Here is a 23,296-nt window from a genome sequence, read left to right as displayed (position 1 = left end):
GAAAGTTTGGGAGAGGATGCCTGAAAGGCACGTCCCTTATGCGGATCACCGGGCTTGTTCGCAAGTGCAAAATGAAGGCGTTTGATGCAAATAACGCAACTTCCGATTACGTAAACGCAAAGAACCGCGTTTTCGGGCGATTTTGCGCTATGGCCTATGGTACCAAAGACCAATTTGCATAAAACTGCATTTTGCAGCGCAGCATTCTAACGGTCGCATCGAAGCAGGCAAAGCGCCACGCGATAGGTCGCCTGACCCCCATGCGAATCGAATCGCGCGATCACCTGACGCATCTGGCCCGCGCTCAACGGACGATGACCGGCGCGCGGCACATCGGCGCCAATCCCGCGCAAATGGCGCAGAAACGCCCGCCCGCCGCCGCCCACCGACAGCGATATTTCGCGCACATCACATCCCATCGCGCGCAAATTCTGTGCCGATGGATATTCCGCCATGCCGCAGGGCAGATCGCCATGCGCCTCACGCCACTCGGCAAAACTGCCCGCGACCATCGTGGCAAAAGCCAGCGTTCCGCCCGGCGCCAGCAAGGTTTTCAATCGCCTCAGCGCACCGGCCAGATCATCGAACCATTGAAAGGCAAGGCTGGAGGTGATCAGGTCAAAGGGGCCGTCGATGTCGGGCACCTGACCATCCATCACGCGATAGGTGATCCCGCCCGTCCCGGCAAAACGCGCCCGCGCCCGCGCCAGCATGGCGGGCGACAGATCGGTCATGCACCATGCCGCCCCGTCCAGCATCGGCATCAGCGCCGCGCCCAGCAGCCCCGTGCCACAGCCGATTTCCAGCACGCGGCGCGCGTTCCCGCAACCCGCCTCGGCAATCCACCGGGCCAAGGCCTCGGCCACTTGCCCTTGCACCCCGGCATGGGCGTCATAATCCTGCGCCCGGCCAAAGGCGTCGGCAATCAGGCGGCCCGGCATCATCGCACAAACGCCTGGATATGCCCGGCGCACCATGCGGCCCGCGTAACCGGCAACATGTGCCCGCCATCGCGGCAAACCTGCGCCGCCGCGCCGCCAAACGTCTTTTCGCGCAGAATGGCGGGCAACAGCGGATCATCCCCGGATTGCAGGACCAGCAAGGGCGCGCCATGCCCCCCCGCCGCCGTTTGATCGCCCAGCAGTGCCAGATCGGCGCTCAGGCTTTCACGTGAAACAATCGGCGGGGCAGGTGGGGCATCAATGCCGGCGCGGAAATCGTCCAGAACCCGCGCCGCATCCTGCGCAAAACGTTTGGCCATGCGCTCGACAATGCGGGGGGCGACGGCATCCGGCCCGCAGAAGCGGTCAAACCCGTTGATCGCCACCAGCGGCACGTCCGGCCACCGCCGCGCCAACAGCATAGCGCCCAACGAATGGCCGATCATCACATCAGGCCGCCCACAATCCGCCGCCGCGCCGAAATAGCCGCGATCCATGCGGATCATTTGACCCGGCAACATCGGCGCCAGCGCATCCCACACGCCCGCGTCAAAACCCCAGCCGTGGAGCAGGGCGATCCTCATCGCCCGATCCGCGCCGCAATGGCCTGCGCCAGGGCTTCGACATCGGCGCGCGCATGATCGGCATGCAGCGCCACGCGCAACCGGCTGGTGCCCGGCGGCACGGTGGGCGGGCGGATCGCCACGGCCAGCATGCCCGCCCGCGTCAGATCCTGCGCCAAGGCGACCGCCGCCTCGGCCTCGCCCACGATGACGGGGACGATCTGGGTGCTGCTGCGCTCTGTGCCGATCCCGGCCTCGTTCAGATGCGCGCGGAAAAAGGCGCCGTGGTCGGCCAAAACCGCCCGTTCACGATCCATATCGGGCGCCAGATCGAGCGCCGCATCCACCGCCCCCAACATCGCGGGCGAGGGGGCCGTCGAAAAGATAAACCCTCCGCAGGCATTGACCAGATAGTCGATCAGCAACCGGCTGCCCGCGACATAGGCGCCCATCGCGCCCAGTCCCTTGCTGAACGTGCCCATGACCAGATCAACGTCATGACCATAGGTCAATCCGCGCCCCTGCGGACCCAGAACGCCGGTGGCATGGGCCTCGTCAACATAGAGGAACGCATCATGGGCTTTTGCCAGAGCCGACAGCGCGGCGACATCGGCCCGGTCGCCATCCATGCTGAACACGCTTTCGGTGACGATGATCTTTGGCCCGCCCTCGGCCTGTTCCAGCAATTGTGCCAGATGCGACAGGTCATTGTGGCGGAAACGGATCTGTCGATGCGCCGCTGCGCCCGCGTGCAAACTGCCATGGATCAGCCGGTCGGTGAAAAGCTGTGCCCCCGGCGCGGCCTTTAGCAAAGCCGCCAGCACCGCAGCATTGCAATGCCACCCGCTGGGGAAGATCAGCGCGGCTTCCTTGCCCTTGAACCGGGCAATCTTTTCCTCGACCGCCAGATGCAGCGGATGCGTGCCCGTCACCAACCGCGAGGCCGCCGAGCCTGCGCCATGGGCCAATGCCCATTCCGCGCTGCGCTGTGCCAGCAAGGGATGGCGCGAGAGGCCCAGATAATCATTGCTGGAAAAATCGACCAGCACCGTCCCGTCGCGCAGCAAACGCCCCGCGCCCTGCGCCACCGTGGCGCGCAGGATGCGCCGTTCGCCACGCTGGTCTATGCGGTCCAGCGCGGCGGCAAGCAGGTCTTCAAACGCCTTCAGACCATCTGCTCCAGCTTGACGCAGCCCTTGGGCATGGATTCGGCGGCGATTTCCGCATCGGTGCGCGTGACCGCCATCGGCTTGATGCCAAGGCGGGCGAACATCGCCATGTCATTGTCATCGCCCGCATTGGGCGCGGTCAGCAGCTTGTCGCCGGTGAAGATCGAATTGGCGCCCGCCATAAAGCACATAGCCTGGGTCATTTCCGACATCGATTCGCGCCCTGCCGACAGGCGCACCATCGATCCGGGCATGGTGATACGCGCCACCGCCACGGTGCGCACGAATTCCACGTCATCGATCTTGGCCAGCGGCGTATCGGCCAGCATATCGCCCAGCACCGTGCCCTTGACCGGGACCAGCGCGTTGATCGGCACGCTCTGCGGATGCGACGGCAGCGTGGCCAGCGTGTGGACAAAGCCCACGCGATCCTCACGCGTTTCGCCCATGCCGACGATCCCGCCGCTGCACACGTTGATGCCCGCGCGGCGCACCTGACCCAGCGTGTCGAGACGGTCGCTCATCTTGCGGGTGCTGGTGATTTCCTCGTATTTTTCGGGGCTGGTATCAATGTTGTGGTTGTAATAATCCAGCCCTGCATCGGCCAGCATATCGGCCTGCGCCGGGGACAGCATGCCCAGCGTCATGCAGGTTTCAAGGCCCATCGAACGCACGCCCTTCACCATTTCGATGATGGCGGGCATGTCGCGGTCCTTGGGGTTGCGCCATGCCGCGCCCATGCAGAAACGGCTGGACCCCTGATCCTTGGCGCGGGCGGCGGCTTGCAGGACCGACTGCACTTCCATCAGCTTGGTGGCCTTGACCCCGCTGTCTGCCTTGACGCTCTGGCTGCAATAGCCGCAATCCTCGACGCATCCGCCGGTCTTGATCGAGAGCAGCGTGGAGAGCTGCACCTCATTGGGGGCATGGTTTTCGCGGTGAACCTGCGCCGCGCGAAAGACCAACTCGGTAAAGGGCAGGTCGAACAGGGCGGCAATTTCCTCGCGGGTCCAGTCGTAACGCAGGTCGGCAGAAGCGGGGGCGGTCATTCAATCATTCTCCAATTCGGCGCGGCGCGGGGCATATTGGGCAATGGCCTGCGCATAATGGGGGGCTGCCCTGCGCCTGCCTTTGCCGCCGTCCAGCGCCGATATGGTGGCCGCGATACGCCGGGTCCGCGCCAGGCTCAACCCATCAAGCGATGAAAGGACCATCTCGATAGTGAGCGGGCCCGATCGTGAACCGGATCGCGCCCGTGTCAGGCAAATGGCGGGCGGATGGGACATGGCGCGGGTGATGCGTCAGGACGGGGGCGGCGTCCATGGTAATCTTGCAAATTTGCAAACCACTTCTTTGCAAAGGATGTGATCCTCTCCGATACGTATTCCTTTTAGCGTTGCCGTGCTGAACGGGCTAAACCGGCCAACAAAGGAGATTTTTGCATGACCAAGCCCCCCATTGGCCGCGATACACAGCTTTGCATGTCCCTGTCGGGGCGTCCCGGCAATGCGGGATCGCGGCTGCATAACTGGCTTTATGAAGCGCTGGGGCTGGACTTTATCTACAAGAGCTTTTCGACGCGCGACCTGCCCGCGGCGGTGGGCGGAATCAGGGCGCTGAACATTCGCGGGTCGGCGGTGTCGATGCCGTTCAAGGAAGCGGTGATCCCGCTGCTGGACGCAATCGAACCCTCGGCAGCCGTGATCGAGAGCGTCAACACGATCGTCAATGATGACGGGCGACTGACGGGTTACAACACCGATTTCATCGCCGTGCGCGATCTGATCGCGGCCAGCGATGCCGATCCGGCCCAACCCTTTATCCTGCGCGGCAGCGGGGGCATGGCCAAGGCGGTGGTGGCGGCCCTGCGCGATCGGGGTTTTGCGCAAGGCACGATTGTTGCGCGCAATGAGGAGGCGGGCGGGGCGCTGGCCGCGCAATATGGCTATACGTGGCGGGCCGATTTGCCGGAGGATGGCGCGCCTTTGCTGGTCAATGTCACGCCGTTGGGGATGGAAGGGGGCGATGCGGACATGTTGGCCTTTCCCCGTGCCATGATCGAGGATTGCGCCATCGCCTTTGACGTGGTGGCTCAACCTGCGCAAACGCCCTTCATCATCGCGGCCGAGCAGGCGGGCAAGGCGATCATTTCGGGCGCCGAAGTCATCGTGCTGCAGGCCATCGAACAGTTCGAACTCTACACCGGCATCCGCCCGTCGCCCGAACTGGTGATCGAGGCCACGCGCTTTGCCCATGGCGATGCGACGGCCGCGCGGTTGATGGCGGCGATTACCCGCTGATCACCCGCACGGCCAGAGCCGCCGCCGCCGCGCGGGTTTCCACGCCCAGCTTGACAAAGATCTGCTCCAGATGCTTGTTCACCGTGCGCGGCGAGATCGACAGGATCTCGCTGATCACGCGGTTGGGTTTGCCATAGCTGATCCAGAGCAGGACCTCGGCCTCGCGGCTGGTCAAGCCATGGCGGCTTTGCAGCAGGGCGATATCGCTGGCCGGATTGACGTCGTTGAGGCGGACAAGCCATTCGGCCCCGCGCAATTGCGTCACCAACACCATTTCCAGCGTTGAATGCGGCAATTCCAGCCGGACGGTCGCCCCGCTTTCATCCGCACGGGCAAGCCGGGCGAGCGATGCGCGCATGGCCGCAGGCGCCGGCCCGGGCATCGCGTCCCAATCGGGACAGCTTTCGGAAAGCAGGCTGCCCGCTTGCGGGGTCCACCACAGCAGATGTTCGTCACGCCCCATCGCGATCAGGTGCCGCCCGCTGGCGTCCAGCGCCGCCTGACTGTCCTGTGCCAGTCGGGCATTGGCCATATGCACCCGGACCCGCGCCATCAATTCGTTGATGACCAAAGGTTTGCGCACATAGTCGACCCCGCCCGCCTCAAGCGCTGCCAACACATGTTCGCTTTCGGTCAGGCCGGTCATGAAGATAACGGGCACGCGGGCGCTGGCCGGGTTGCGTTTGAGGATGCGTGTGGCCTCGAACCCGCCGATGCCGGGCATGACCGCATCCATCAGGATCAAGTCGGGCACGATATGGGACAGCAGCGAAAGCGCCGCCTCGCCGCTGGTGGCGATCAGGACGCGGATGCCCTCCACCTCCAGCGTGTCGGCCAAAAAGCGCAGCGATTCGGGCGTATCATCCACCACCAGAACCGTATCGACATGCGGCAACGGGCTTTGCGCCACCAAGGGATCGTGGCGCATTATACGTTATCCTTGCCGGGGCTTTTGCCCTTTTGATAAAGCGCCAGTTCAGCGGCCAATTCGTTGAGATCGAACCGGTCGAGACAGGCCAGCAGCCGCTTGGCCAGCGGCGCGGCCTGCGGCACAGCGGCCTCCATCGCGCGCACCGATTTTTCCACGCCGCGCACATGGCCGATGCGCAAATCGCTCTCGATATCGCAAAGGAAGGGCAGGGCGGCCTCGGGCAGGATGTCGCGTTCGGGCGCGGCGTCGGGCGTTTCGGGTTCTTCGGACCGTCCCTGCCAATGCAGGCCCAGCAGGCTGCCCACCGCATCGATCAGCGCGTCCAGATCGACCGGTTTGATCAGGAACTGGTCATGGGCGATGAAACCCGCGCTGCCCTGTTGAATTTCATGCGCGTCGCCCGATACCATGACGATGCGTATGTCGGTGCCGCGCATCGCGCGCAGACGCCGCGCCACCTCCCATCCCGACAGGCCGGGCATGGTGACATCCAGCAGCACCAGTTCGGGCTGATGCTTTTGCGCCAGTTTCAGCCCATCATCGCCATTGTTGGCGAAATGGATGGTAAAGCCCAAAGGTTCGAGCAATCCGCGCAGCAGCGAGGTCTGGTCCGGGTCATCATCGATCAGCAGGACGCTGCGCGGCGGCCCGTCGAAACCGGTGATGTCGCGGGTGCTTTTGACCTCCTGCACGCTGGCCTGCACGGGGCTGAGCATCAGGCGGACGGTGAAGGCCGTGCCCACGCCCGGCTCGCTGGTCACGGCCAGATCGCCGCCAAGGATGTGGACCAATGCCTGCGTAATGGCTAGGCCCAGACCGATGCCCTTTTGCCGCTGCGCCTCGGGATGGGTGCCGCGTTCAAAGGGGGCAAAGATTTTATCCAGATCGACCTTTTCGATGCCGATGCCGGTGTCGGCGATGGTAAAGGTCATCACCTGTGATCGATAGGACACACCAAAGGTGATCTGGCCCGCTTTCGTGAACTTGATCGCGTTCGAGAGCAAGTTGATCAGGATCTGGCGCAGGCGTTTTTGATCGGTGCGCACGAATTCGGGCAGGTTGCCCTGTTTGTCGTAAACCAGTTTCAGCCCGCGCGATTGGGCCTGTGGGCGGAACATGCTGGCGATCTGGTCCAGAAAGCTTTTCAGCCGCACCGTGTCATTCGACAGGCGCAGCACGCCGCTTTCGACATGGCTGATGTCAAGCAGGCCTTCGACCAGATTGGTCAGATGTTCGGACGACCGCCGGATGATGCGCGCCGCCTCGATGGGGGCAATATCATGCCCGCGTTCCAGCAATTGGGCATAGCCATAGATCGAATTGAGCGGCGAGCGGATCTCGTGGCTGACCGAAACCAGATAGCGGCTTTTGGCGGCATTGGCGGCCTCGGCTGATTCCTTGGCCTGATGCAATTCCTCCAGCGTGGCATTATGGGCGGCGACTTCGGCCTGAAGGCTGGCGACATGATGTTCCGCCTCGGCCAGAGCGGAGCGGCGGCTTTCATGCGCCAGCACGATCAGCCAGCCCAGCACCCCGCCCAGCAAAAGCAGCAGCACCAGCGTGACGCCCAGAATGGTGCGCACCGCCGGCAGGCTTTCGGGCAGAATACGCTGGCTCATTTCCCAATAGACCGCGCCAACGATGCCGGTCATCACCCCCGAGAGCACCACCATGACCAGCACGAACTGGCCCAATGTGGTGTTCACCTTGCCCGACAAGGGTTCAGGCACCATTGCACTCACGGCATCCACCATTTGTTGGGTGGCGCGGGCACGCGGTTTGCACCGGTCGTGGCATCGCGCCTCCAGCGTGCAGCACAGGGAACAGATCGCCCCCTTGTGCAGCGGACAATGCGCCATATCGGGCGCTTCGAAGGCATTTTCGCAGATGGTACAGCTTTGCAGCCCATCGGACTGATCCTGCGCCACGCGGGCAAAATAGAACCGGCCCCGCGTCACCGCCGCCAGAACCGGCGCCGCGACAAAGGCCACCACCAATGCGATCAAGGGCGCAAAGGCTTCGGCCACCGCCCCCAGCAATCCCCCATTGGCCAACATCGAGGCCACCATCGACAAAGCCAGCGCCCCCACGCCCACCGGGTTGATGTCGTAAAGATGGGCGCGCTTGAACTCGATGGTGCGGGGCGACAGGCCCAAAGGTTTGGACACCATCAAATCGGCCGACAGCGCCCCGATCCACCCCGCCGCGATACAGGCATAAATCGGCAGCACCGCCGCAATCGTGCCCGTCACCCCTGTTTCCATCAGCAACAGGGCGACAATCACATTGAACGCGATCCACACCACACGTCCGGGGTGACTGTGCGTCAGGCGGGCAAAGAAGTTCGACCAAGCAATCGACCCGGCATAGGCATTGGTGACGTTGATCTTCATCTGGGCCACAATTACCAGCAGTCCGGCCAGCGCCAGCCCCGCCCGGCCATCGCCCGCCATGCGGGTAAAGACATGGTGGAACATGGCGATCGGGCTGGACGCTGCGCCCGCATCGCCCCCACCCGACAGCACCAGCCAGGCCAGCGCGCTGCCCAGCATCAGCTTGACCGCGCCGATCAGGCTCCACCCCGGCCCCGCCAGCATGACCGCCCCCCACCAGCGCCAGCGCCCGACCTTTTCCACCGGCGGGGTAAAGCGCAGATAGTCGGCCTGTTCACCAATCTGGGGCAGGAGCGAAAGCAACGTCGAAACCGCAAGCCCAAAGGGCACCAGCGACAGGCCGCGATGCGCGCCATCCATCCCGGCAAAATGGCTCCACCCGGCCATGACCGCGCCATTATCGGCCCAGATCAGCCAGATTATCGGCGCCATTTGCAACGCGATCCACATGCCTTGCGTGGCATGTTGAAACCGCGTGATCGCGCTCATCCCGTAAACCGCCACCGGAATCACCACCAGCGCGCAGGCCAGATAGGCCAGCGGCAGCGCCATGCCGGTCATCGCCACCAGCGCGCTGGCCATGATTGTCGCCTCGACCGCAAAGAGCAGGAAGGTGAAGGAGGCATAGATCAGCGAGGTCAGCGTCGATCCGATATAGCCAAACCCGCCCCCACGCGTCAGCAGGTCGATGTCCAGCCCATACCGCGCCGCCGCAATGGCAATTGGCGCGCCCAGCACAAACATGATCGCCACCGTAAAGCCGATGGCCGCCATCGCATTGGCAAAGCCGAAATTGAGCGTTATGCCCGCCCCGATCGCCTCACACGCCAGAAAGGCGCAGGCCCCGATCGCCGTGCCGGCCACGCGGCCCGCGCTCCACCGCCGCGCCGAAATCGCGGTATAGCGCAGCGCGTAATCCTCCATGGTCTCGCTGGCCACCCATTGGTTATAGGCCCGCTTTTCATGAAGGATGTGATCAAGGTTCACAGGCGGCCTCAGACCGTGTCGCGCACCGGCAATCCGCCGGTTTTCACGATAAAGGCGATGATGTCGGCAAGGCCGATGTTGTCCTTTAAATTGGTGAAGAGGAAGGGCCGGTCCCCGCGCATTTTCCTTGCATCGCGGTCCATCACGCCCAAATCGGCGCCCACCAAAGGGGCAAGGTCGATCTTGTTGATGACCAAAAGATCGCTGCGTGTAATGCCGGGGCCGCCCTTGCGCGGGATCTTGTCGCCCGCCGAAACGTCGATGACATAGATCGTGATATCGGCCAGTTCGGGGCTGAAGGTCGCGGCCAGATTGTCGCCGCCGCTCTCGATGAACACGATCTCAAGCCCGGGAAAGCGTTTGGCCATGTCATCGACCGCGGCCAGATTAATGCTGGCATCCTCGCGGATGGCGGTGTGGGGGCAACCGCCCGTTTCCACCCCCATGATGCGTTCGGGCACCAGCGCGCCGGATCGGGTCAGAAACTCGGCATCCTCGCGCGTGTAAATGTCATTGGTGATGGCCGCGATATTATAGGCATCGCGCATCGCCTTGCACAGGCGGTCGGTCAGGGCGGTTTTGCCCGAACCCACCGGGCCGCCGATACCGACGCGCAAAGGGCCATTTACGGAAGTCATGAGCGGAACAGCCTTGTATAAAGGGTTTCGTGATGAAAACTGGCCAGTTCAAGCAGCGGGGCCGCCGTGCCCAGATCATCGAGCGGACAGGACAGCGCAGCCCCGACAATCGCGGGCAGGCGGGTGGACAGGGCCGCCATCGCCAATTGCCCGTCGGTTTGCCCCAAAGGCACCAGACGCACTCCGGCAGACACCAGATTGGCCGCGGTGGCATGCAAAAACCCATGGATCGCGGCGACTTCGCCCACCCCATGCTTGGCGCAGGCCAGAGCAAAGACGGCGCCATGGGCCACCGGATGGTCCCCCCACCGCGCGGCAAATTCGTCCAGCGCCGCATGAGGCCACGCCCGGCGCACGACGGACAGAAAGGCCGATCCCTGCTGGCGGCTTTCCAGCGCGGTTTCGCTGCTCGACCGGAATGCGGTGGCCAATTCGGCGATGGCGTCAAACGCGGCGGGATCATGCGCGGCGCGCATCGCATGGGCGATTAACACAGCATCGACCCAGCCACCGCCACGCGCCACCACCGCGCCCGCGTAATCGACCAATTCGCCCCAGCGCCGCACCGCGCCGGTTTCAACGGCGGTTTCCAGCCCATGGCTATAGGTATAGCCGCCAATGGGCAGCGAGGGCGATGTCCACGCCAGCAGGAGATGGAGCGCGCCTTCAGTGAGCATGATGGTGATGCCCGTGATCGTGATGATGGTCGTGATGATGATCGTGCCCTTCATCCCCGGCATAGGCGCCGCCTTCGGGGGTAAAGGGTGCATCGACCATCGACACATCCGCGCCCAGGCCGACCAGCATGTCGAAAATCACCCCGTCACGGCGCAACAGCACATGATCCTCGTGAATTTCGGCGGTCAGGTGACGATTGCCGATGTGCCAGGCCAATTTGACCAGTTCGAGCGGCGAGGAGGCGCGCACCAGCATCAGCGCCTCGGGCACGGCCTGAACCAGCACCACACGCCCATCGGACAGGCGCAACCCGTCCCCATGGCGCAACAGCACCGCACGCGGCAGATCCAGCACGAAATCCGTGCCGTGATCCGCGATATAGCGATAGCGGCGGCGGTGGCGCGCATCATAATCCAGCGTGATATGGTCGCAGGCCGTCGCCCGGTCCCATGATCCGGCGGGCAGAACGTCATGCGCAACAAGATCGGTCAAGAAGCGGCCTTTCAGAACAGGAAATAACGCTGGGCAAAGGGCAATTCGCTGGCCGGTTCACAGGTCAGCAATTCGCCATCGGCGCGCACTTCATAGGTTTCGGGATCGACCTCGATATGGGGCAAGGCGGCGTTGTGGATCATCGACGCCTTGGAAATCCCGCCGCGCGTGTTGGTGACGGCCTCCAACGGGCGTTCCAGACCCAGACGTTCCGCAATCCCCTCGGCCACCCCGGCGGCGGACACGAAATGCAGCGAGGATTGCACCCCCGCCCGGCCCAGCGCGCCGAACATCGGGCGGTAATGCACCGGCTGGGGCGTGGGGATCGAGGCATTGGGATCGCCCATCGGCGCGGCGGCGATGCTGCCGCCCTTGATGATCATATCGGGTTTGGCGGCAAAGAAGGCGGGCGACCACAGCACCAGATCGGCCAGTTTGCCCACCTCGACCGATCCGACGACATGCGAAATGCCATGGGCGATGGCCGGGTTGATCGTATATTTGGCGATATAGCGCCGCGCCCGGTTGTTGTCATCGTCCCCATCGCCCGCCAGGCTCCCGCGCTGCACCTTCATCTTATGCGCGGTTTGCCAGCAGCGGATGATCGTTTCGCCCACGCGCCCCATCGCCTGACTGTCGGACGACATCATCGAAAACGCGCCAAGGTCGTGCAGGATATCCTCCGCCGCAATGGTTTCGCGGCGGATCCGGCTTTCGGCAAAGGCCACATCCTCGGCAATGCGCGGGTCGAGGTGGTGGCACACCATCAGCATGTCGAGATGTTCGTCCAGCGTGTTGACCGTATAGGGCCGCGTCGGATTGGTCGACGACGGCAACACATGGGGCAGGCCCGCGACGCGGATGATGTCGGGCGCATGGCCTCCGCCCGCACCCTCGGTATGGAATGCGTGGATGGTGCGCCCTTTGAACGCGTCAATCGTGCTTTCGACAAAGCCGCTTTCATTAAGAGTGTCGGTGTGCAGCGTGACCTGAATGTCGTAATCATCGGCCACCGACAGACAGCAATCGATGGCCGCAGGCGTGGTGCCCCAATCCTCGTGCAGTTTGAGCCCGCAGGCCCCCGCGCGGATCATTTCCTCCAGCGCGGCTGGGTGGCTGGCGTTGCCCTTGCCGAACAGGCCGAAATTCATCGGCAGCGATTCGAGCGATTGCAGCATCCGCCCGATATGCCATGCGCCTGGCGTGCATGTGGTGGCCAGCGTGCCATGCGCCGGCCCCGTGCCCCCGCCCAGCATCGTGGTGATGCCCGAGTTCAGCGCATCTTCGACCTGTTGCGGACAGATGAAATGGATATGGGCGTCGATCCCGCCCGCCGTGATGATCCGCCCTTCGCCCGCGATGATTTCGGTGCCGGGGCCAATGGGGATGGTGACGCCGGGCTGCGTATCGGGATTGCCCGCCTTGCCGATGGCGCTGATCCGGCCATCGCGGATGGCGATGTCGGCTTTGACCACGCCCCAATGGTCAAGGATCACGGCATTGGTGATGACCGTGTCGGGCGCGCCATCGGCCCGCGTCATCTGGGATTGGCCCATGCCGTCGCGGATCACCTTGCCGCCGCCGAATTTCACCTCCTCGCCATAGGTGGTGAAATCGCGTTCGACCCGGATCAGCAGCGCCGAATCGCCCAGCCGGATACGGTCGCCCACCGTCGGCCCGAACATGGCGGCATAGTTGGCGCGGGGGATGGACACCGGCATGTCACAGATCCCCCATCACGGCGCCGCGAAACCCAATGACCCGACGCGCACCAGCATAGGGGATCAGGCGGATCTCGCGCGACTGTCCGGGTTCGAAACGGATCGCGGTGCCGCTGGCAATGTCGAGCCGCATGCCGCGTGCGGCGGCCCGGTCGAAATCCAGCGCTGGGTTGCTTTCCGCAAAGTGATAATGGCTGCCCACCTGTACCGGGCGGTCGCCGGTGTTGGCGACGGTCAGCGTGATGGTGATGCGCCCTTCGTTGAGAAGGATGTCGCCCGGCGCGGGGATGATTTGGCCCGGAATGATTTTGGACATGCCCATCGCGCTCACCGGATCGGCTTGTGGACGGTCACCAGCTTGGTGCCGTCGGGAAAGGTGGCTTCGACCTGAATCTCGTGGATCATTTCGGCAATTCCTTCCATCACCTGATCGCGGGTGATGACATGGCCGCCGCTGGCCATCAGATCCGCCACGGATTTGCCGTCACGCGCGCCTTCGACCACATGTTCGGTGATCAATGCGATGGCTTCGGGATGATTAAGCCGCACCCCGCGTTCGAGCCGGCCGCGCGCCACCATCGCGGCCATCGCGACAAGCAGCTTGTCCTTCTCCCGTGGCGTCAATTGCATGGACCATCCCCCTTAACATGACCAAAGCGCCGGCAATTGCGCGGGCAGGCCAAAGACCGCCGCGCGCATGGCACATACCGCCCGCATCACCCGCCCCCGCAGGTTTTGCGCATCATCCCCGATCCAGCGCATCAGCAGGATCCCGTCAAAACAACTGGCCCCGGCCAAGGGGCCATCGGCCAGATCGCGGGCCAGATCGAGATGATCGCCCGCCCCCGGCCCGGCATAGATCAGCGTGGCCATGGCCCGCGCCCCGGCAAAGCCGAAAGGCTGGGCCGCCGCCCCGGCAATATCGCCCGCCACATGCAATCCGTCGGCCCAGATCAGCCGCCCGTCGCGCCGGATGCGCCAGGCGTCATGGATCAGCCCTTGTGTAAACGCCTCACCCATCGCGCTGCGCCCCAGCACCAGCGTTTCGACCGCCAGCAAGGCGCCCGTGCCCGCAAGATCCGCGTCGAGGCGTCGGCGCAGGCGCGTGCCTTCAAACAGGATCGCTTCCTGTCCCAGCCACTCACAGCGGCCTGCATCGCCCACGGTAATGCTGGTTTCGACCCGAATGTCGGGGTCTTCGGGCAACACGCGATAGAGCTTTTCAGCCGCCTGTGTCGAAACCGTGCCGCAGGCCCCCGCCGCCACGCCGATTTCCACCCGCACATGGTCGCCGCCCGTCAGCCCCCCGCTGGTGGTCAGCGAAACGGCCAGCGGAAATTCCCCCGCGCCCGCCACGGGAAACAACAGGCGCGAAGGCGCACGTTGATAGATATCGGCAATGCCATTGGCCCCGAACAGAACGCGTGCATGGCCCGAAAGCCTTTGATGGCGCGTCCTATTGATGGCGGGGTTCATGTTCATTGCATCCATGATGCGCGCCCTGTTGTCCCACGCCATGAGTGGTTTGACGTATCGGTTTTGCGCAAGATCACGCAGGGGTTATTTCGTGCCCGCCGGTTTGGGATGGGGGCCGAAATTGGGGTCGATCTTTTCCGCCTTGTCGGCTTTCAGCGCGGCCTCATAGGCGCCCGGCTGGCCATGATCGGTGGTTAACGGGGACAGGTAATTGGGGTCGCTGATGCCCTTTTTGCGCATGGCCACACCCGTCAGACAGGCATGCATGATGAAATTGGCGTTAAGCGCGCTGCGATAGGTGGGATCAAGGATCGGGGCCAGTTCGACGATTTCAAAGCCCACCAGATCGTTTTCCGCACACAGGCGGCGCACAATGGGAATGGCCTCGCGCATGGTTAACCCGCCCGGCACCGGCGTGCCCGTTCCCGGTTCAAAGGCCGGGTCCAGAACGTCCACGTCAAACGAGACATAGAGCTTTTTATTGCCCTCACGCGCCTCTTTCAACGCGCGCTCCATCGTGGCGGCCCAGCCGTTTTTCTCGATTTCGGGCATCGCGTGATAGCGGATGCCATTGTTGCGCATCCATTCGAATCCTTCGGCGCTGGGCCATGGGCCGCGCAGGCCGACCTGAATATAGTTCTTGCCCGCGACATGGCCTTCCTTGATCGTGCGATAGACCGGCGCGCCATGGGTCAGGAAATGGTCGCGACCACGCCCCGCATCGTAATGCGAATCGAAATGGACGACCCCGAAACTGGCCTTGCCATGTACATCGGCAAGGCCCGCGGTATCGGCATATTCAAGGGAATGATCGCCACCGATGATGAAGGGGATGGCCCCGGTCCGCGCGATTTGCGCCACGCGTTCGCGCACATGCTGGACGCTGCGCTCGGTGCTCATGTTGTCGATGGCAATATCGCCCGCATCGGCCAGATTGAGGACCGCCGAAGGATCAACCAGCGTGTACATGTCGATGCCGCCCGCGCCATATTGGCTGCGCATGGCGTTGGGGCCGCCCTTGGCCCCGCGATAGCCCGAACCCATGTCCAGCGGCGCGCCGACCATCGCCACATCCACTTTGCCCGCGACCAGATCTTCGGGATAGACCGCCACCGGCGCGCCCGCGAAAGTGGCGATGCCGCCCGCATAAACACCCCCGGTGCCGCCGCCCCCGCCGCCGCGCTGATAATAGGACAGGTTGATCGGGCCAGGGTCACGCTTGGGGTCCAGAAAAGCCGGGCGGCGCAATTTCCAGTTGTTGTAGCCCTCGGCGCTGGTGTCGAAATATTCGGCCTCCAGATCGCGGCCCGGTTTGAATTTGCCCGCTTCGACCAATTCCATCATGCCATCGGCATAGGCCTCGATTTCCTTGGCGCTCTTATCCTTCAACCGCATCAACAGCTTGTCCCAGCTACCGACGATGCCCTCGGCCTTGTCCGACAACAGGAATTCGCGCTTTTCCTTGGGTAGCGTCTTGAGCTTGCCCTCCAGCCATGCCGGAGGGGTGGGGCGTTCGGGATCGGCGCTGACCGAAATGGCGGTGGCGCTGGCCGCGATCATCAGCGCGGCGATGCAGATATGTTTAAAGCTCATGGAAATCCCCCCATTCCCGGTTTCAGGCGACAAAACCCGCCACGCGCTCACACATCCAGAAAGCGCCGATCATGCCCGCACCATAGAGCGCGGCCAGACGCATCGGCCGGTCCGCCCCCACTCGCGACAGGCTGGAAAAGGTCAGCAGCAGCGCGCCCACAAACAGCAATTGTCCGCATTCCACGCCCAAATTGAAGAACAGCAGCGCGGGCATCTTCTCCCCCTGCGCCACGCCCAATTCGCCCAGCGCCGTGGCAAAACCCAGCCCGTGCAGCAGGCCAAAGGCGGAAACCACCGTGACATGGCGCGCAAAACCATGGGTCACACCGCGCAGCGCCATCAGCGCCTCTCGCGCCATAAAGGTGATGGACAGGGCGATGGCCGCCTCCACCGGGGGCACAGGCACATGGACCAGATCGAAAAAGGCCAGCCCCAGCGACAGCGAATGGCCCAGCGTGAAGGCCGTGATCAGCGACACAAGCTGTCGCCCGCGTGCCAGCAAGGCAAGGCACAGGACAAAGCACAGATGGTCCCAACCCATCCAGATATGCCACACGCCCTGCATCATGAATGCGCGGGCGATGTCACCGATCGAGCGGGCGCTGGCCGCCGCTTCGCCCACGGGCAGGACAAGGCCCGCGTCGCCACCCGAAAGGCTGCGATCGACGCCCGCGCCCAGAACCGAGCTGGAGAAACGCGCGCCATCGACCTTCCACGGCGTTGCGATCACATCATCAGGGCGAAAGGCGCGGTTGCAGGAAAAGCTGATGGCGATCTGGACATTGGCGCCCACGCCTTGACGCGTCATGGCGGTCTGATGGCAACCATCGGGCAATGTCACATCGCCGGGCCGCGCCAGCGATTGGGGCAGGTTGATCGAGAGGTCATAGGCATGTGCGCCTGTTGCCGCTTCGGCCCGCGACAGGGCGACATCGGCGCCCAGGAAAATATCCGCCCGCGCCAGACCGGGTATGGCCAGCAGCAGGAAAAACAGCGCTTTAACGATCCGCGACATCATATTTCTCCTGCAATTGGGCGATATGGGCATTCACGGCGCGGGCGGTCTGATCCATCGCCCAATCCTGCGCCACCTGCGCCCGCACCTCGCCAAAGCTCAGACGGCGGGCGGGGCTTTGGCCCTGTTTCAACACGAAGTGATAGCCGCGCGGGCCGGCCAAAGGCCCGATCCAGCGCCCCGTCGGCGCGCTCTGCAATGCGTTCAGGACGCTCTGACCAAACAGGCCGCGCAGCATGGAAAATCCGTAATCAGGCAGGCGGCTGCCCATCCAGAAATCGTCGCCCTTGACCGCTTCACCCCGGTTCAGCCGGGCCAGAATATCCGCGCCATCACGCGGCGGGGCGGCGAAATAGACCTGCGCCATGCTGATACGCGGTTCGGCGCGGTATCGGTCCTGATGCGTGGCATAGAAATCGACCAGATCTTCCTCGCCCGGATCACCCGGCGCGCCCGCAATGGCATAGCGTTGTTTGTCGATCATCCTTTTGCGGATTTCCGGATCGGTCAATTCGACATGGCGGGCCAAAGCCTCGCGGAACAGCAATTCATCCGCGATCCAGTCGGATTTCATCTTCGCTGCCTCGCCCGGATTGGGGCGGCGGCCGGTCGCGGCCTCGAATTCGGCGGCGTCGCTGGCGGCCATGGCGGGCGTATAGGCGATTGGCGGATGGCGCCATGCCTCCACCCCGGCATAGGCGGCAAACAGCAAGGCACCGACGCCCGCGCAGATCACCAGCGGATCACGCAACGCCTTTTTCCATGCCACCTTGCGTTTGAATTGCCCGGCCTCATCCCGCCAGCCCATAGTCCTGCCTGTCGCCACCCCTCGGCCCCCCGATCGCCAGCTTTTGCCGGGATTTTGTAACCCGCAAACGGGCCGCAACATCCTACGTCAAATGACGAATGGTTGGTCAAAGGGCTTGGGATAGCCTTTCGGGGGATAGCCTCTGGCGCATCAGAGGATTCAGGCAGGGGGCTTGGATGACGATCTCCGTTCAAACGTGGAATAGGGCGAAACAGGGCTTGCTTTTGGCGGGCGTCGCGGTGGTGTTGGCGGCGTGCAAGGGCGGGGGCGATGCGCCTGCGGGCGATGGTGTGGCGGTGGGCGTGTTGCAATCGCTGACCGGCACGATGGCGATTTCGGAAATCACGGTCAAAAACGCCGAAATGCTGGCGATCGAGGAGATCAATGCCAGCGGCGGCGTGTTGGGCAAAAAGATCAATGCCGTGATCGAGGATGGCGCGTCCGATCCTTCGACCTTTGCGCAAAAGGCGTCCAAGCTGATCGAGAGCGACCATGCCGTCACGGTGTTCGGCGGCTGGACTTCGGCAAGCCGCAAGGCGATGTTGCCGGTGTTCGAGCGGACCAGGAACCTGTTGTGGTATCCGGTCCAGTTCGAGGGCAATGAATGTTCGCAGAGCATCATGTACTCGGGCGCCCAGCCCAACCAGCAGGCCTTGCCCGCGCTGGAATGGGCGGTGAAGCAGGGGTACAAGACCTTCTTCCTGATCGGCAGCGATTATGTCTATCCGCGCACGGCCAATCTGATCCTGAAAAAGCATATTGAGAAGGATGGGCTGACCGTTCTGGGCGAAAGCTATGTGCCGTTGGGGGGCACCGATTTTTCGGGCGTGATCGCCAAAATCGCACAGGCCAAACCCGCGATCATCATCAACACATTGAACGGCGATTCCAACGTCGCCTTTTTCAAACAGATGGCGGCGGCCGGGCTGGACCCCAAAAAGATCCCGGTCATGAGCTTTTCCATCGGTGAACAGGAGGCCCAGGCCATGGGCACCGCTCTGGTCGAGGGTTCCTATGCCAGCTGGAACTATTTCCAGAGCCTGCCGGGCGCGGAAAACGCCAAATTCATTGACGCCTATCGCAAGAAATATGGCGCCGATGCGGCCATCACCGATCCGATGATCCACGGCTATCTGGACGTTTACGCGTGGAAAGCGGCGGTGGAAAAGGCCGCATCCTTTGACCCGCAGGCCGTGCGCAAGGCGGTGGCGGGACTGGGCGCCTTTTCGACGCCCATGGGCATGGTCTCTTTTGCCCCGAACCAGAGCCTGATCCAGAAAGCCTATATCGGTAAGTTGAAGGCCGATGGTCAATTCGAGATCATCGCCGACAGCGGCAAGGATATTTCGCCCGAACCCTATGATCCGGTTGCCTTTCCGGGCAAGGTCTGCAAGCTTTAACCGGCGTGCTGTTTCTGGCGCAACTTTTCAACGGGGCTTCGCTGGCCTCGTTGTATCTGTTGGCGGCGCTGGGCTTGGCGCTGTCGTTCGGGCTGATGCGCGTGATCAACATGGCGCATGGCGAAATGCTGATGTTGGGCGGTTATCTGGCCTATCTCACCTTGCAGGTGGTGCCGGGGCCGTTGGGAATCGTGGTGGCGATGCCGGTTGCCTTTGTGGGCGCCGCACTGGTGGGGGCACTGGTGCAAGGCGCTCTGATAAGGCGTTTGTCGGCAAGGCCGCTCGATACGTTGCTGGCGACTTGGGGGGCAAGTCTCGTCGTGCAACAGGGGGCGCGCGATATCTTCGGTGCCATTGGCGTCGAGGTTCGCGCACCCGAATGGCTGGGTGGTGGCGTGGCGCTGGGGGCAGTTTTGCTGCCCACCACCCGGCTGTTCATAATCCTTGTCGCATTGCTGGTTCTGGGCGGGCTGGGTCTGATCCTGCGCTATACGCGGATCGGCCTGTTGGTGCGCGCGGTCAATCAGGACCGGATGATGGCATCGGCCTGCGGCATTGATGTGGGGCGGGTTGATCTGGTGGTCTTCTGCCTTGGGTCGGGCATTGCGGGTCTGGCCGGGGTCATGCTGGCGCTGTTGGGGCCGGTGACGCCCAATGTCGGGCAATCCTATATTATTCCGGCCTTTCTGGTGGTGGTGATGGGGGGGCTTGGCTCGATTGTCGGCACATGCGTGGCCGCCGTGGTGTTGGGGCTTTTCGTCGCGCTGGCGCAGGTTTTTGTCGATGTTTCGGTGGCGCAGATGCTGCTGCTGATCTTTGTCGTCCTGTTCATCCAGATCCGCCCGCAAGGGGTGGTTTCCGTCAAGTCGAGGGCGCTTGATGCGTAGATTTGCACCTTGGGCGCTGTTGCTGGCCGGGGCGGTGATGCCGCTGGTGCTGTCGGATTATTCGACCAATCTGCTGGCGCGCTTTCTGGCCATGGGAATCGTGGCGCTGGGCATTGCGTTGACATGGGGGCATGGCGGCATCTTGTCGCTGGGTCAGGGGGTGTTCTTTGGCCTTGGCGGCTATGCCATTGCCATGCACATCAAACTGGCCGATCTGCCCATGGGCGAAATCCCCGATTTCATGGTGTGGAGCGGGCGCGAGACCTTGCCGATATGGTGGGTGCCGTTCCAATCGGGCGCTTTTGCGATTGTCGCGGCGTTGGTCGTGCCGGGATTGTTGGCGGCGGGGTTTGGCTGGGCGGTGTTTCACCGGCGGGTGTCGGGCACCTATTTCTCGCTGATCACACAGGCACTGGCGCTGGCCTTTGCCACGTTGATCATCAGCCGACAGGATGTGACGGGGGGCTTTAATGGTCTCACCAATTTCACATCCTTGTTTGGGTTCTATTTTTCCGATCCCATGGTGGGGCGAGGGCTATACTGGCTGACGCTGGCTTTGCTGGTGGCTGCCTTCGTCGGGGTGCGCTCGCTGCTGGCCTCGCGCTTTGGCATGTTGTTGCGTGCGGCACGGGACGGGGAAAACCGGGTGCGGTTTCTGGGCTATGATCCGGTGCCATTCAAAGTGGTGGCCTTTGCCGTGGCCGGGATGCTCTCGGCGCTGGGCGGGGCCTTGTTCACGTTGCATGCCGGGGTGATTTCGCCCGCGCTGATCGGGGTGGTGCCATCGATCGAGATGGTGGTCTGGGTGGCGATCGGCGGGCGGATGAGCCTGCCCGGCGCAATTGTCGGGGCGCTGGCGGTCAATCTGGCGCGGGACGCAATTTCCAGCGTGATGCCCGCGGCATGGCCCTATGCGATGGGCATGGCCTTTATCCTTGTGGTCACGATGTTGCCGCAGGGGCTGGCGGGTCTGAAATGGGCATCAGCACGAAAGGTTGGTGCATGAGCGAGGCGACCCATGACCTGCTGCTGGCCGTTGACGGGGTGGTGGTCGATTATTCCGGCTTCAAGGCGCTCGACGGCTTTTCCCTGACGCTGGGCCGGGGCGAAGTGCGGGTGGTGATCGGCCCCAATGGCGCGGGCAAATCGACCCTGTGCGACACGATCATCGGGCGGGTGCGCCCGACATCGGGCCGCGTGGTGTTTCGCGGCGAAGAGATCCAGCGTATGCCCGAACAGGACATCGTCGCGCGCGGCATTTGCCGCAAGTTTCAGGCGCCCGGCGTCCTGCCCACGTTGAGCGTGCGGGACAATGTGGCTCTGGCCGCGCGCAAGGACCGGCGCTGGTGGAAAAGTCTGGGCTTTGGCATTCCCGCCTCCGAACGCGAAAATGTCGAGGCGATCCTGATGCAAGTGGGCCTGTCCGATCTGGCCGATATGCCCGCCGGGGAATTGGCGCATGGGCAAAAGCAATGGCTGGAAATCGGCATGGTGCTGGCGACGGGGGCCGAACTCATCCTGCTGGACGAACCGACGGCGGGCATGGGGCCGGCCGAAACGCGGCGCACGGCGGAACTGATCCGGGGCCTTGGGGCGGATCATACGGTGTTGGTGATCGACCATGACATGAGCTTTGTCGAGCAACTCAACGCCAAGGTGACGGTGATGCATCAGGGCAAATTCCTGTGTCAGGGCACGATTGCCGAGGTGCGCGCCGATCCGGCGGTGGCGGCGGTCTATCTGGGGCATGGGGCATGAGCGGGCTGCTCGACATTGCGGGCCTTTGCGCGGCCTATGGCCAAAGTCAGGTGTTGTGGGACATCGACCTGACCTTGGCCAGGGGCGAGGTGATGGCGCTGATCGGGCGCAATGGGGTGGGCAAGACGACCTTGCTGCACGCCATCATGGGCACACGCGGGTCGACGGGGCGTATCCTGCTGGACGGAGAGCCGGTGCCCGCCAGCGCGCATGGCCGTGCGCGCGCCGGGATCGGTTTCGTGCCGCAGGGGCGGCATGTCTTTCCGCAATTGACGGTTCAGGAAAATCTGGAAACCGGCCTTTCGGCGGCGGGGGGTAATGCGGCGGGGGGCAGGGCGCGTCTGCCCGATTACCTGTTCGAACTTTTCCCCAAACTGGCCGAAATCCGGGGGCGCGCCGCCGGTTTCCTGTCGGGCGGAGAGCAGCAGCAATTGGCCATCGCCCGTGCGTTGGCGGGCGGGCCGCGCCTGCTCCTGCTGGACGAACCGACAGAGGGGATCCAGCCCAATGTGGTGCAGCAGATCGAGGCGGCGCTGGTGCGGGTGCGCGATGAATTGGGCATGACGGTGCTGGTGGTCGAACAATATCTCGATTTCGTCTGGCGCTTTGCCGACCGCTATGCCGCGATGCAGGGCGGGCGGATCATCGAGACCGGCGCGGTGGCGGATAAAAGCGCGGCGGATGTGGCGCATTTGGTGCAGATCTGATGCGCGCATGGTTGCGCGATCCGTTGCTGTGGTTTGCGGTGGCGGGCGTGGCCCTGTTCGGCGGATGGCAGGCGTTCGGGCATCGGGAAAACCGCATCGACCTGTCCGCTGCGGCGCAGGCGGCCATGGCGTCCGACTATGCCGCCATGGCGGGCCATCAGCCCGGCGAGGCCGAAAAGCAAAAGCTGATCCGGCGCGAGGTGGATGACGAAGTCCTGCTGGCCGAAGGGGTGCGGCGGGGGCTGCATCTGTCCGACCGCGCCATACGCGAGCGGATTATCGAGCGGATGCGCATGGAATTGGCCCCCCACCCCGCGGAACCGGGCGAGGATGATCTGCTGGCCTTTTATGCCGAGCATGCCGGGGCCTATGTCGTCGAACCGGCGATCAGTTTCGAACAGATTTATTTCGCGCGCCCCCCTGCCGATCCGGCGCGGGTTCTGGCGCAATTGCGGGCGGGGCGGGGTGTCGCGGGCGATGATTTCTGGATGGGGCGGCAAATGCCCCGTTATGGCGAAAGCATGATTTCGGGCATGTTCGGCCTGGGCTTTCTGGCCGCCATCCGAAAACAGCCGGTGGGCCAATGGGCAGGCCCGGTTATGTCGCAGCGCGGCGCGCATTTCGTGCGGGTCAACGCTCGTTTTGCACCCGCCCCACGCTCCTATGCCGATGTGCGTGATCTGGTGCGACAGGACTGGATCACGGCGCAGGCCAATCGCGCATTGGAAAGCGCGCTGGGCAAGCTGCGTCAGGGCTATGACATCCATGTCGAAGGGCGGGAAAAGGGCTGAAACCCGCCCCGCTACGTCAAACGCCCCATTCGCGCGCGTGCGGCGATA

The 23,296-nt window shown here is 63.6% G+C and carries 24 protein-coding genes; 7 read left to right on the top strand and 17 right to left on the bottom strand.

What is annotated here, in order from left to right:
* Positions 1 to 206 precede the first annotated feature (206 nt).
* From AC2S2E_RS03390 to AC2S2E_RS03370, 5 genes are read right to left on the bottom strand one after another with little or no spacing between them, the layout of a single operon-like run.
* Entirely contained in the window at positions 207 to 944 is a 738-nt protein-coding gene (locus tag AC2S2E_RS03390) for a methyltransferase (protein WP_486523696.1), read from the bottom strand.
* Complete coding sequence (locus tag AC2S2E_RS03385; protein WP_486523695.1) at positions 941 to 1,525, bottom strand: alpha/beta fold hydrolase; 585 nt, start codon at positions 1,523 to 1,525, stop codon at positions 941 to 943. The genes AC2S2E_RS03390 and AC2S2E_RS03385 overlap by 4 nt, the downstream gene beginning before the upstream one ends.
* Complete coding sequence (locus AC2S2E_RS03380) at positions 1,522 to 2,673, bottom strand: aminotransferase class I/II-fold pyridoxal phosphate-dependent enzyme (protein WP_486524535.1); 1,152 nt, start codon at positions 2,671 to 2,673, stop codon at positions 1,522 to 1,524. Before AC2S2E_RS03380 ends, AC2S2E_RS03385 begins: the two co-directional genes overlap by 4 nt.
* The gene (bioB, locus tag AC2S2E_RS03375; RefSeq protein WP_476106088.1) at positions 2,670 to 3,722 is read right to left on the bottom strand and encodes a biotin synthase BioB; all 1,053 of its coding nucleotides are present in this window, start codon (positions 3,720 to 3,722) and stop codon (positions 2,670 to 2,672) included. Before bioB ends, AC2S2E_RS03380 begins: the two co-directional genes overlap by 4 nt.
* Complete coding sequence (locus AC2S2E_RS03370; protein WP_486523694.1) at positions 3,723 to 3,959, bottom strand: hypothetical protein; 237 nt, start codon at positions 3,957 to 3,959, stop codon at positions 3,723 to 3,725. It abuts the gene before it with no gap.
* Between the two features lie 156 nt (positions 3,960 to 4,115).
* Between AC2S2E_RS03370 and AC2S2E_RS03365 the strand changes: the two genes are divergently transcribed.
* A complete protein-coding gene (locus AC2S2E_RS03365) occupies positions 4,116 to 4,973 on the top strand; it encodes a shikimate 5-dehydrogenase (protein WP_486523693.1) in 858 nt (285 codons plus the stop codon).
* Here the strand turns inward: AC2S2E_RS03365 and AC2S2E_RS03360 are convergent.
* The 12 genes from AC2S2E_RS03360 to AC2S2E_RS03305 all read right to left on the bottom strand — a co-directional run bounded on the left by AC2S2E_RS03360 (position 4,963) and on the right by AC2S2E_RS03305 (position 17,705).
* The gene (locus AC2S2E_RS03360; protein WP_476106086.1) at positions 4,963 to 5,901 is read right to left on the bottom strand and encodes a response regulator; all 939 of its coding nucleotides are present in this window, start codon (positions 5,899 to 5,901) and stop codon (positions 4,963 to 4,965) included. The two genes, AC2S2E_RS03365 and AC2S2E_RS03360, sit on opposite strands and share 11 nt — an antisense overlap.
* Complete coding sequence (locus AC2S2E_RS03355; RefSeq protein ID WP_486523692.1) at positions 5,901 to 9,284, bottom strand: hybrid sensor histidine kinase/response regulator; 3,384 nt, start codon at positions 9,282 to 9,284, stop codon at positions 5,901 to 5,903. The genes AC2S2E_RS03360 and AC2S2E_RS03355 overlap by 1 nt, the downstream gene beginning before the upstream one ends.
* Positions 9,285 to 9,292: 8 nt before the next feature.
* Positions 9,293 to 9,922 (bottom strand): urease accessory protein UreG, encoded by a 630-nt coding sequence (gene ureG / locus AC2S2E_RS03350; RefSeq protein WP_486523691.1) that lies wholly within the window; start codon positions 9,920 to 9,922, stop codon positions 9,293 to 9,295.
* On the bottom strand, positions 9,919 to 10,662 hold the full coding sequence (locus AC2S2E_RS03345; protein WP_486523690.1) for an urease accessory protein UreF: 744 nt from the start codon (positions 10,660 to 10,662) through the stop codon (positions 9,919 to 9,921). Before AC2S2E_RS03345 ends, ureG begins: the two co-directional genes overlap by 4 nt.
* Positions 10,589 to 11,092 (bottom strand): urease accessory protein UreE, encoded by a 504-nt coding sequence (locus AC2S2E_RS03340; RefSeq protein WP_476106082.1) that lies wholly within the window; start codon positions 11,090 to 11,092, stop codon positions 10,589 to 10,591. Before AC2S2E_RS03340 ends, AC2S2E_RS03345 begins: the two co-directional genes overlap by 74 nt.
* An 11-nt stretch (positions 11,093 to 11,103) precedes the next feature.
* Positions 11,104 to 12,813: an urease subunit alpha gene (gene ureC, locus AC2S2E_RS03335; protein ID WP_486523688.1), complete on the bottom strand. Its 1,710-nt coding sequence runs from the start codon at positions 12,811 to 12,813 to the stop codon at positions 11,104 to 11,106.
* 1 nt (position 12,814) lies between these two features.
* Entirely contained in the window at positions 12,815 to 13,129 is a 315-nt protein-coding gene (locus AC2S2E_RS03330) for an urease subunit beta (RefSeq protein ID WP_486523687.1), read from the bottom strand.
* Positions 13,130 to 13,140: 11 nt separating this feature from the next.
* Positions 13,141 to 13,443 (bottom strand): urease subunit gamma, encoded by a 303-nt coding sequence (locus AC2S2E_RS03325; RefSeq protein ID WP_476106079.1) that lies wholly within the window; start codon positions 13,441 to 13,443, stop codon positions 13,141 to 13,143.
* A 12-nt stretch (positions 13,444 to 13,455) separates the two neighbouring features.
* Entirely contained in the window at positions 13,456 to 14,304 is an 849-nt protein-coding gene (locus AC2S2E_RS03320) for an urease accessory protein UreD (protein WP_486523686.1), read from the bottom strand.
* 69 nt (positions 14,305 to 14,373) lie between these two features.
* Complete coding sequence (locus AC2S2E_RS03315; RefSeq protein WP_486523685.1) at positions 14,374 to 15,882, bottom strand: agmatinase family protein; 1,509 nt, start codon at positions 15,880 to 15,882, stop codon at positions 14,374 to 14,376.
* Positions 15,883 to 15,904: 22 nt separating this feature from the next.
* Positions 15,905 to 16,900: a HupE/UreJ family protein gene (locus AC2S2E_RS03310; RefSeq protein ID WP_486523684.1), complete on the bottom strand. Its 996-nt coding sequence runs from the start codon at positions 16,898 to 16,900 to the stop codon at positions 15,905 to 15,907.
* A complete protein-coding gene (locus AC2S2E_RS03305) occupies positions 16,881 to 17,705 on the bottom strand; it encodes a peptidyl-prolyl cis-trans isomerase (protein ID WP_486523683.1) in 825 nt (274 codons plus the stop codon). Before AC2S2E_RS03305 ends, AC2S2E_RS03310 begins: the two co-directional genes overlap by 20 nt.
* 176 nt (positions 17,706 to 17,881) lie before the next feature.
* Here AC2S2E_RS03305 and urtA point away from each other — a divergent pair, with 176 nt between their 5' ends.
* From urtA to AC2S2E_RS03275, 6 genes are read left to right on the top strand one after another with little or no spacing between them, the layout of a single operon-like run.
* Complete coding sequence (gene urtA, locus AC2S2E_RS03300) at positions 17,882 to 19,105, top strand: urea ABC transporter substrate-binding protein (RefSeq protein ID WP_486523682.1); 1,224 nt, start codon at positions 17,882 to 17,884, stop codon at positions 19,103 to 19,105.
* A 5-nt stretch (positions 19,106 to 19,110) separates the two neighbouring features.
* Positions 19,111 to 19,992 carry an urea ABC transporter permease subunit UrtB gene (urtB, locus tag AC2S2E_RS03295; protein ID WP_486523681.1) on the top strand — a complete coding sequence of 294 codons (882 nt, stop codon included), beginning with the start codon at positions 19,111 to 19,113 and terminating at the stop codon, positions 19,990 to 19,992.
* Positions 19,985 to 20,998 (top strand): urea ABC transporter permease subunit UrtC, encoded by a 1,014-nt coding sequence (gene urtC / locus AC2S2E_RS03290; RefSeq protein WP_486523680.1) that lies wholly within the window; start codon positions 19,985 to 19,987, stop codon positions 20,996 to 20,998. Before urtB ends, urtC begins: the two co-directional genes overlap by 8 nt.
* A complete protein-coding gene (gene urtD, locus AC2S2E_RS03285) occupies positions 20,995 to 21,750 on the top strand; it encodes an urea ABC transporter ATP-binding protein UrtD (protein WP_486523679.1) in 756 nt (251 codons plus the stop codon). Before urtC ends, urtD begins: the two co-directional genes overlap by 4 nt.
* A complete protein-coding gene (locus tag AC2S2E_RS03280; RefSeq protein WP_476106070.1) occupies positions 21,747 to 22,457 on the top strand; it encodes an ATP-binding cassette domain-containing protein in 711 nt (236 codons plus the stop codon). Before urtD ends, AC2S2E_RS03280 begins: the two co-directional genes overlap by 4 nt.
* Positions 22,457 to 23,248, top strand: a complete 792-nt coding sequence (locus AC2S2E_RS03275) for a peptidyl-prolyl cis-trans isomerase (RefSeq protein ID WP_486523678.1) — start codon at positions 22,457 to 22,459, stop codon at positions 23,246 to 23,248. The genes AC2S2E_RS03280 and AC2S2E_RS03275 overlap by 1 nt, the downstream gene beginning before the upstream one ends.
* Positions 23,249 to 23,296: the final 48 nt, after the last annotated feature.

The sequence above is a fragment of the Novosphingobium sp. 550D genome (assembly GCF_057401885.1).
This window is presented reverse-complemented; position numbering and strand designations above follow the sequence as displayed.

Coding starts and splice junctions, on each gene's coding strand:
- AC2S2E_RS03360 (WP_476106086.1), bottom strand. CDS start 5,901: ATGCGCCACGATCCCTTGGTGGCGCAAAGCCCGTTGCCGCATGTCGAT.
- AC2S2E_RS03385 (WP_486523695.1), bottom strand. CDS start 1,525: ATGAGGATCGCCCTGCTCCACGGCTGGGGTTTTGACGCGGGCGTGTGG.
- AC2S2E_RS03330 (WP_486523687.1), bottom strand. CDS start 13,129: ATGTCCAAAATCATTCCGGGCCAAATCATCCCCGCGCCGGGCGACATC.
- AC2S2E_RS03325 (WP_476106079.1), bottom strand. CDS start 13,443: ATGCAATTGACGCCACGGGAGAAGGACAAGCTGCTTGTCGCGATGGCC.
- AC2S2E_RS03390 (WP_486523696.1), bottom strand. CDS start 944: ATGATGCCGGGCCGCCTGATTGCCGACGCCTTTGGCCGGGCGCAGGAT.
- AC2S2E_RS03345 (WP_486523690.1), bottom strand. CDS start 10,662: ATGCCGGGGATGAAGGGCACGATCATCATCACGACCATCATCACGATC.
- AC2S2E_RS03365 (WP_486523693.1), top strand. CDS start 4,116: ATGACCAAGCCCCCCATTGGCCGCGATACACAGCTTTGCATGTCCCTG.
- AC2S2E_RS03310 (WP_486523684.1), bottom strand. CDS start 16,900: ATGATGTCGCGGATCGTTAAAGCGCTGTTTTTCCTGCTGCTGGCCATA.
- AC2S2E_RS03280 (WP_476106070.1), top strand. CDS start 21,747: ATGAGCGGGCTGCTCGACATTGCGGGCCTTTGCGCGGCCTATGGCCAA.
- ureC (WP_486523688.1), bottom strand. CDS start 12,813: ATGCCGGTGTCCATCCCCCGCGCCAACTATGCCGCCATGTTCGGGCCG.
- AC2S2E_RS03315 (WP_486523685.1), bottom strand. CDS start 15,882: ATGAGCTTTAAACATATCTGCATCGCCGCGCTGATGATCGCGGCCAGC.
- urtC (WP_486523680.1), top strand. CDS start 19,985: ATGCGTAGATTTGCACCTTGGGCGCTGTTGCTGGCCGGGGCGGTGATG.
- urtD (WP_486523679.1), top strand. CDS start 20,995: ATGAGCGAGGCGACCCATGACCTGCTGCTGGCCGTTGACGGGGTGGTG.
- bioB (WP_476106088.1), bottom strand. CDS start 3,722: ATGACCGCCCCCGCTTCTGCCGACCTGCGTTACGACTGGACCCGCGAG.
- ureG (WP_486523691.1), bottom strand. CDS start 9,922: ATGACTTCCGTAAATGGCCCTTTGCGCGTCGGTATCGGCGGCCCGGTG.
- AC2S2E_RS03370 (WP_486523694.1), bottom strand. CDS start 3,959: ATGTCCCATCCGCCCGCCATTTGCCTGACACGGGCGCGATCCGGTTCA.
- AC2S2E_RS03320 (WP_486523686.1), bottom strand. CDS start 14,304: ATGGATGCAATGAACATGAACCCCGCCATCAATAGGACGCGCCATCAA.
- AC2S2E_RS03275 (WP_486523678.1), top strand. CDS start 22,457: ATGCGCGCATGGTTGCGCGATCCGTTGCTGTGGTTTGCGGTGGCGGGC.
- urtA (WP_486523682.1), top strand. CDS start 17,882: ATGACGATCTCCGTTCAAACGTGGAATAGGGCGAAACAGGGCTTGCTT.
- AC2S2E_RS03305 (WP_486523683.1), bottom strand. CDS start 17,705: ATGGGCTGGCGGGATGAGGCCGGGCAATTCAAACGCAAGGTGGCATGG.